The sequence below is a fragment of the Pseudomonas sp. MIS38 genome, assembly GCF_019891575.1.
GTDB lineage: Bacteria > Pseudomonadota > Gammaproteobacteria > Pseudomonadales > Pseudomonadaceae > Aquipseudomonas > Aquipseudomonas putida_A.
Map to the genome: position 1 here is coordinate 795,780 of NZ_JAFLXF010000001.1, position 7,275 is coordinate 803,054.

The following is a 7,275-nucleotide window of genomic DNA, read 5'->3' on the forward strand; positions in this document are numbered from 1 at the left end:
CGCAGTCTAGTGAATTTCGCGGGCGCCTGTCCCGCTACCAAGGTCGCAAACGAGGCGTCTATTTAGCGGGTTTCAAGTAAAACACCGTTACCGGATCTGCAACAACGCGGCAAATTGTCCGACGCTGTGCGCAAACAAAAACGCCCCGACAAGTCGGGGCGTCCGGTGCAGCTGCGGAGGATTACTCGACCGCTTTGACCATGTCTTCGATGACTTTTTTCGCGTCGCCGAACACCATCATGGTCTTGTCCAGGTAGAACAGTTCGTTGTCCAGACCGGCATAACCGCTGGCCATCGAGCGCTTGTTGACGATGATGGTCTTGGCCTTGAACGCTTCGAGAATCGGCATACCGGCAATCGGCGATTTCGGATCGTTCTTGGCGGCCGGGTTGACCACGTCGTTGGCGCCGAGTACCAGCACCACGTCGGCCTGGCCGAACTCGGAGTTGATGTCTTCCATCTCGAACACCTGGTCGTAAGGCACTTCGGCCTCGGCGAGCAGGACGTTCATGTGCCCTGGCATGCGACCGGCCACCGGGTGGATCGCGTACTTCACGGTCACGCCGCGATGGGTCAGTTTCTCGGTCAGCTCTTTCAATGCATGCTGCGCACGGGCCACCGCCAGGCCGTAACCCGGGACGATGATCACGGTGTCGGCGTTGGTCAGCAGGAACGTTGCGTCGTCGGCCGAACCGGACTTCACCGGACGGGCTTCTTTCGCACCGGCAGGTCCTGCGTCGGCCGTGTTGCCGAAACCGCCGAGCAGTACATTAAAGAAAGAACGGTTCATCGCCTTGCACATGATGTACGAGAGGATCGCGCCGCTCGAACCCACCAGCGAGCCGGCAATGATCAGCATCGAGTTGTTCAGCGAGAAGCCGATACCTGCTGCCGCCCAACCCGAATAGCTGTTGAGCATCGACACCACCACCGGCATGTCGGCGCCGCCAATCGGGATGATGATCAGCACGCCCATCACGAACGCCAGAGCCAGCATCAGCGCGAACGCGGGGAGGTTGCCGGTGAGCATGAAGGTCACGCCCAGCACCAGTGTCGCCAGACCGAGTACCGCGTTCAGCTTGTGCTGACCGGCAAACTGTACTGGCGCGCCCTGGAACAGGCGGAACTTGTACTTGCCCGACAGCTTGCCGAAGGCGATCACCGAACCGGAGAAGGTGATTGCACCAATCGCCGCGCCGAGGAACAGCTCCAGACGGTTACCCGCCGGGATCGAGTCGCCCAGTTGCTTGACGATGCCCAGCGATTGCGGCTCAACCACCGCAGCAATGGCGATGAACACCGCCGCCAGACCGATCATGCTGTGCATGAACGCGACCAGCTCTGGCATCTTGGTCATTTCGACGCGCTTGGCCATGATCGAACCGGCGGTGCCGCCGATCAGCAGGCCGACGATCACGTAACCGATACCGGCAGTCGCCAGTTCCGCACCGAGCTTATAGATGAGGCCGATGGTGGTGAGGATGGCCAGCGCCATGCCGAGCATGCCGAACAGGTTGCCGCGCCGCGACGTGGTCGGGTGCGACAGGCCTTTAAGGGCCTGGATAAAGCAGATCGACGCGATCAGGTAGAGCGTCGTGACGAGATTCATGCTCATTACTTCGGCGCCTCTTCTTTTGCTTTCGGGGCTTTCTTCTTGAACATCTCAAGCATGCGGCGGGTGACCAGGAAGCCACCAAACACGTTGACCGCAGCCAGTGCCACGGCGAGGGTGCCCATGGTCTTGCCCAGCGGCGTGACGGTCAGCGCAGCAGCGAGCATGGCGCCGACGATCACGATTGCCGAAATGGCATTGGTCACCGCCATCAACGGCGTGTGCAGCGCAGGTGTAACGTTCCAGACCACGTGGTAACCGACATAAATCGCCAGCACGAAGATGATCAGGTTGTAGATACCGGGGGAGATAAGCTCTTCCATCGTCTGAATCCCTGCTTAGGCGTTTTTGCGGATGACTTGGCCGTCGCGGCACATCAGGCACGCGGCGACGATGTCGTCTTCGAGGTTGACGTCGAACTGGCCTTCTTTGGTGAACACCAGCTTGAGGAAGTCCAGCAGGTTGCGGGCGTACAGCGCCGAGGCGTCTGCAGCGACTTCACCGGCCAGGTTGGTCGGGCCGACGATGGTCACGCCGTTCTCGACCACGACCTGATCGGCGACGGTCAGCGGGCAGTTGCCGCCCTGCGCAGCCGCGAGGTCGATGACCACCGAGCCCGGCTTCATCTGCGCCACGGTGTCTGCGCTCAACAGTGTCGGCGCCTTGCGGCCCGGGATCAGTGCGGTGGTGATGACGATGTCGGCCTGCCTGGCGCGTTCGTGCACAGCCTGGGCCTGACGTTGCATCCAGCTCGCCGGCATCGGGCGAGCGTAACCGCCGACACCGACCGCGCATTCACGCTCTTCGTCAGTCTCGTAAGGCACATCGACGAACTTGGCGCCGAGGGATTCGATCTGTTCCTTTACCGCCGGACGCACGTCAGACGCTTCGATCACCGCACCCAGACGTTTCGCCGTGGCAATCGCCTGCAACCCGGCCACGCCGGCACCCAGAATCAGCACGCGCGCCGCTTTCACGGTGCCCGCAGCGGTCATCAGCATCGGCATGAAGCGCGGATAGTAGTGCGCGGCCAGCAACACAGCCTTGTAGCCGGCAATGTTTGCCTGCGACGACAGCACATCGAGACTCTGCGCCCGAGAGGTACGCGGCGCCGCCTCCAGGGCGAACGCAGTAATCCCGCACTCGGCCATTTTGGCGATGGTGTCGTTATTGAAGGGGTTGAGCATGCCCACCAGCACCGTGCCGCGCTTGATCAGCGCCAGTTCGGCGTCGCTGGGGGCGACCACTTTGAGAATCAGCTCGGCGCCGAACGCAGCGTTGGCACTGCCAATGGTCGCGCCCGCCGCTTCATAGGCACTGTCGACAACACTGGCTTTAACGCCGGCGCCGGTTTGCACAGTGACCTTATGGCCTTGGCTGATCAGCTTTTTAATGGTTTCCGGGGTTGCAGCAACCCGTGTTTCACCGGTCTGGGTTTCGAGAGGAACACCAATGTGCACGTCAAATCTCCTGCGTGATCTTATTGAGTAAACCCAGGCACTGCGGATGGTGCGACTGGGGCGGCCGATCAGCACGATCCCGCCAAATCAGGGCGGGGCGCGGCATTTTGCAGGCGAACTTTATGCCCTTCAAGGGATTATGACGGGTGACGGAAAATTAACTACAAGTCATCCCGTGACCGAATGTCGCAGATGACCAGTTGAATCCCTTGCAGGCCGTGCCTTGCAAGGATTCTGGCTGAATTTGAAAAAATTTCTCATCGGTGGCGTGAATAGGCCGTAATGAGTCGTGGATGAAGGCTCAAAGCCACGTCTTCAGGCGCTTGTGGGACGTCTGTACGACTTTCGGATACAGTCTGTGATTTTGCGACAAATACTTATATCTGTAGGGCTTTGATTTTCCTGACTACCGGGTTAGTAATCGCTGTAAGCCTTTATCCTTCTAGGCTGTAGCTGTTTGCCTGATTGACCAGCCAATCGCGAAAAGCCTTGAGTGATGCCGATTCGACCTTTCGCTCCGGAATCATCAGGTAATACGCCTTGATGCTGGAGAGCGCATTCGGGTTGGCGACCACCAGGCGTTTCTCGGCCAGTTCGCGCTGAATCAGAAACGGTGGAATCAGCGCGATGCCCATGTCGTGCATGGCCGCCTGAGCCAGCATGGAGAATAGCTCGTAGCGCGGGCCTGTCATGTCGCGTGGGATGTTCAGGTGCTGTGAATTGAACCATTGGCGCCAGGCGTAGGGACGGGTGGTTTGCTGCAACAGAGGCAGCTCGGCAATCTCGTTGGGTGTCAGATGTTTCTTGCTGCCGAGGAGAGCGGGGCTGCATACCGGCATCGGATTTTCGCCCATCAGCCTGTGGGATTCGGTACCCGACCAATCGGCGTCGCCAAAGTAGATTGCCGCATCGAAATCAGTGTCGGCAAACAGGAACGGGCGGGTGCGGTTGGTCAGGTTGACCGTTACTTCCGGGTGTTTGAGCTGGAAGTCCTTGAGCCGTGGCAGCAGCCATTGCGTGCCGAAGGTGGGCACCACCGCCAGTTCGATCACATTTGTGCCCTGCTGGCCCATCACCGAAAGCGTGTCGCGCTCGACGGCGTCGAGCTGCGTGGCCACCCGACGGCTGTAGGAAAGTCCCGCTTCCGTCAGCTTCACTCCACGTCGCGAGCGTCGGAACAGTTCCACACTGAGGAACTCCTCAAGGCTGGCGATCTGTCGGCAAATGGCGCCCTGGGTGAGGGAAAGTTCTTCGGCAGCCTTGGTAAAGCTTTCGTGGCGGGCGGCGGCTTCGAAGCTGATCAGGGCCGTGGTGCTGGGTATCTTCCTGCGCATGTACGTCAACCTCACTAATGCGCCGCATAAAAGGCATTCAGCGACGTTTCGGAGTGAGAAATTAGCACAACAGGATGCGAAATCCTCGTTTGCCGCGCTGGCCAACCGGGCCTAGGATCAATGCCACGTTAATTCACCGATTTGCGAGGACTCACTCATGGGCGGTAAAGCTAGCTTCAACTGGATCGATCCCCTGCTGCTGGATCAACAGCTCACCGAAGAGGAGCGCATGATCCGCGACACCGCCGCCCAATTCGCTCAGCAGAGCCTGGCGCCACGCGTGCTTGAAGCTTTCCGCCATGAGAAAACCGACCCGGCAATCTTCCGCGAAATGGGCGAAGTCGGTCTGCTCGGTGCGACCATCCCTGAACAATACGGTGGCAGCGGTCTGAACTACGTCAGCTACGGGCTGATTGCTCGCGAAGTCGAGCGTGTCGACTCTGGCTACCGTTCTATGATGAGTGTGCAGTCCTCATTGGTGATGGTGCCGATCAACGAATTCGGCACTGAAGCACAGAAACAGAAATACCTGCCGAAATTGGCTTCCGGCGAATGGATCGGCTGCTTCGGTCTGACCGAGCCAAACCACGGCTCCGACCCGGGCGCGATGATCACCCGTGCGCGCAAAGTCGACGGCGGCTACAGCCTGACCGGCGCCAAGATGTGGATCACCAACAGCCCGATCGCCGATGTGTTCGTGGTCTGGGCCAAGGACGATGCCGGCGACATCCGTGGCTTCGTCCTGGAGAAAGGCTGGAAGGGCTTGAGCGCTCCGGCGATTCACGGCAAGGTCGGCCTGCGCGCCTCGATCACCGGCGAAATCGTCATGGACAACGTGTTTGTGCCGGAAGAAAACATCTTCCCGGACGTGCGCGGCCTGAAAGGCCCGTTCACCTGCCTTAACTCCGCACGCTATGGCATCTCCTGGGGCGCATTGGGCGCTGCCGAGTTCTGCTGGCACACCGCTCGCCAGTACACCCTTGATCGTCAGCAGTTCGGGCGCCCATTGGCTGCCACCCAGCTTATTCAGAAGAAGCTGGCCGACATGCAGACCGAGATCACTCTGGCGCTGCAAGGCTGTCTGCGCCTGGGTCGCATGAAGGATGAGGGCACTGCCGCGGTCGAAATCACTTCGATCATGAAGCGCAACTCCTGTGGCAAGTCGCTGGATATCGCTCGCATGGCCCGTGACATGCTGGGTGGTAACGGTATCTCTGACGAGTTCGGTGTGGCCCGTCATCTGGTCAACCTGGAAGTGGTGAATACCTATGAAGGTACCCACGACGTTCACGCGCTGATCCTCGGTCGCGCGCAAACCGGTCTGCAGGCGTTCTATTAACAGGAGAGCGACCATGGGCGCGCTGTCGCATCTGCGGGTACTGGATTTATCGCGCGTGCTGGCCGGGCCGTGGGCCGGGCAGATTCTCGCCGACCTTGGCGCCGAGGTGATCAAGGTCGAGCGCCCGGGCAATGGCGATGATACGCGCGCCTGGGGGCCGCCGTTCCTTAAGGATGCTTATGGGGAAAACACCAGCGAGGCGGCCTATTACCTGTCGGCCAACCGCAACAAGCAATCGGTGACGATCGACTTCACTCGGCCTGAAGGGCAGAACCTGGTACGGGAGCTGGCGGCGAAGTCGGACATTCTGATCGAGAACTTCAAGGTCGGTGGGCTGGCTGCCTATGGGCTGGACTACGAGTCGCTGAAGGCGATCAATCCGGATCTGATCTATTGCTCGATCACTGGCTTCGGTCAAACCGGGCCGTATGCCAAGCGTGCGGGTTATGACTTCATGATTCAGGGGCTGGGCGGGTTGATGAGCCTGACCGGTCGCCCTGAAGGTGATGAAGGCGCCGGGCCGGTGAAGGTGGGAGTGGCGCTGACGGACATTCTTACGGGGCTGTATTCGACCGTGGCGATACTGGCGGCGCTGGCTCATCGTGATCACGACGGTGGCGGGCAACACATCGATATGGCTTTGCTGGATGTGCAGGTCGCATGTCTGGCGAATCAGGCGATGAACTATCTGACTACCGGCAATGCGCCGAAGCGTCTGGGTAATGCACACCCGAACATCGTGCCTTATCAGGACTTCCCGACGGCCGACGGTGATTTCATTCTTACCGTTGGCAATGACGGCCAGTTCCGCAAGTTTGCCGAGGTGGCGGGCCAGCCGCAGTGGGCGGACGATCCGCGATTCGCGACTAACAAGCTGCGGGTGGCTAACCGCGCGGTGTTGATTCCTCTGATCCGCCAGGCGACGGTATTCAAGACTACCGCCGAATGGGTGGCTCAGCTGGAGCAAGCGGGTGTGCCGTGTGGGCCGATCAATGATCTGTCCCAAGTGTTTGAGGATCCGCAGGTGAAGGCGCGTGGGTTGGCGATAGAGCTTCCGCACGCATTGGCGGGGATGGTCCCGCAGGTGGCGAGTCCGATCCGGCTGTCGCAGACGCCGGTCGAGTACCTTCGCGCGCCTCCTTTATTGGGCGAGCATACGTTGGAGGTTTTGCAGCGGGTGCTGGGTCTGGGCGCTGGCGCGGTAGAGGCACTCAAGGCTGATGGAGTGCTTTGAGTATCGCTTCTATATAGAAGAAGGCTGTTTCCTGCCTATATATAGATGGATTTGTGCGTTTTTTAACCGATCTGTAAGTTGTTGAAAGAAAACTGAAATTAACGGTTGACGGCAGATTCAGGAGGTCTATAATTCGCCCCACTTCCGGCGCAGTCGAAACGGAAAACTCCTTGAGATTCAATGAGTTACGCAGTTTTCGGCAGCGCTTGCTTCAGTTCATCGAAGCCTGGAAGGAGTTGAAAGAGCGGTGATGTTTGGCTCTTTTGACGGTTCGATCTTCTCGGTCGAAAGCGGAG

6 protein-coding genes are annotated in these 7,275 nt (G+C 59.5%); 2 read left to right on the top strand and 4 right to left on the bottom strand.

Annotation, left to right across the window (positions count from 1 at the left end; translation table 11 throughout):
* Positions 1–181: 181 nt before the first annotated feature.
* The 4 genes from J1G18_RS03600 to J1G18_RS03615 form a co-directional block, all read right to left on the bottom strand.
* Positions 182–1,615, bottom strand: coding sequence for an NAD(P)(+) transhydrogenase (Re/Si-specific) subunit beta (locus tag J1G18_RS03600; protein WP_135294679.1), 1,434 nt, complete (start codon positions 1,613–1,615; stop codon positions 182–184).
* Entirely contained in the window at positions 1,615–1,935 is a 321-nt protein-coding gene (locus J1G18_RS03605) for an NAD(P) transhydrogenase subunit alpha (RefSeq protein WP_003220416.1), read from the bottom strand. Before J1G18_RS03605 ends, J1G18_RS03600 begins: the two co-directional genes overlap by 1 nt.
* A gap of 15 nt (positions 1,936–1,950) precedes the next feature.
* Positions 1,951–3,072: a Re/Si-specific NAD(P)(+) transhydrogenase subunit alpha gene (locus J1G18_RS03610; protein WP_223007100.1), complete on the bottom strand. Its 1,122-nt coding sequence runs from the start codon at positions 3,070–3,072 to the stop codon at positions 1,951–1,953.
* 434 nt (positions 3,073–3,506) lie between these two features.
* A complete protein-coding gene (locus J1G18_RS03615; RefSeq protein WP_097090188.1) occupies positions 3,507–4,406 on the bottom strand; it encodes a LysR family transcriptional regulator in 900 nt (299 codons plus the stop codon).
* Between the two features lie 157 nt (positions 4,407–4,563).
* Between J1G18_RS03615 and J1G18_RS03620 the strand changes: the two genes are divergently transcribed.
* Together J1G18_RS03620 and J1G18_RS03625 are read left to right on the top strand one after the other, a co-directional pair.
* Positions 4,564–5,745, top strand: coding sequence for an acyl-CoA dehydrogenase (locus J1G18_RS03620; RefSeq protein WP_003220420.1), 1,182 nt, complete (start codon positions 4,564–4,566; stop codon positions 5,743–5,745).
* A gap of 13 nt (positions 5,746–5,758) precedes the next feature.
* On the top strand, positions 5,759–6,979 hold the full coding sequence (locus tag J1G18_RS03625; protein ID WP_098966520.1) for a CaiB/BaiF CoA transferase family protein: 1,221 nt from the start codon (positions 5,759–5,761) through the stop codon (positions 6,977–6,979).
* The last annotated feature ends 296 nt before the right edge of the window (positions 6,980–7,275 follow it).